Genomic DNA, 830 nt, shown 5'->3' on the forward strand with positions numbered 1-830 from the left:
CGTACCATGCTGACCGCCGGTATCGTCCTGGCCGTTATGGTGCTGCCAATTATCACCGCCCTGACCCGGGAGATTTTCCTTCAAACACCGAAACTGCATGAGGAAGCGGCGCTGGCCATGGGCGCAACCCGCTGGGAAATGATCAAGATGTCGGTGCTCCCCTTCGCCCGCCCAGGAATTATCAGCGCGGCCATGCTCGGCTTAGGCCGCGCTTTGGGGGAAACGATGGCGGTGGCGCTGGTGCTCTCGGGCGGTGGACTGGCCCCGAGCTTGATTCAGAACGGGAACCAGACCATCGCGGCCGAGATTGCACTGAACTTTCCAGAAGCATATGGGCTCCGGCTTAGTGAACTCATCGCGGCGGGTCTATCTGGGCTGGATTCCAATCTTCGTCGGTCCCGCGAGCCAGACCGGCCGTACCATGCTGACCGCCGGTATCGTCCTGGCCGTTATGGTGCTGCCAATTATCACCGCCCTGACCCGGGAGATTTTCCTTCAAACACCGAAACTGCATGAGGAAGCGGCGCTGGCCATGGGCGCAACCCGCTGGGAAATGATCAAGATGTCGGTGCTCCCCTTCGCCCGCCCAGGAATTATCAGCGCGGCCATGCTCGGCTTAGGCCGCGCTTTGGGGGAAACGATGGCGGTGGCGCTGGTGCTCTCGGGCGGTGGACTGGCCCCGAGCTTGATTCAGAACGGGAACCAGACCATCGCGGCCGAGATTGCACTGAACTTTCCAGAAGCATATGGGCTCCGGCTTAGTGAACTCATCGCGGCGGGTCTGGTGCTGTTCATCATCACCCTCGCCGTAAACATGTTTGCACGCTGGA

The 830-nt window shown here is 60.8% G+C and carries 2 pseudogenes; both read left to right on the forward strand.

Annotated features, from left to right (window positions below):
• Positions 1–369, forward strand: a pseudogene (locus Y707_RS30210) (PstC family ABC transporter permease); the annotation flags it as partial.
• A 1-nt stretch (position 370) separates the two neighbouring features.
• Positions 371–830, forward strand: a pseudogene (locus Y707_RS27930) (PstC family ABC transporter permease); the annotation flags it as partial.

The organism is Arthrobacter sp. H14, assembly GCF_000520495.1.
Classification (GTDB): domain Bacteria; phylum Actinomycetota; class Actinomycetes; order Actinomycetales; family Micrococcaceae; genus Arthrobacter_C.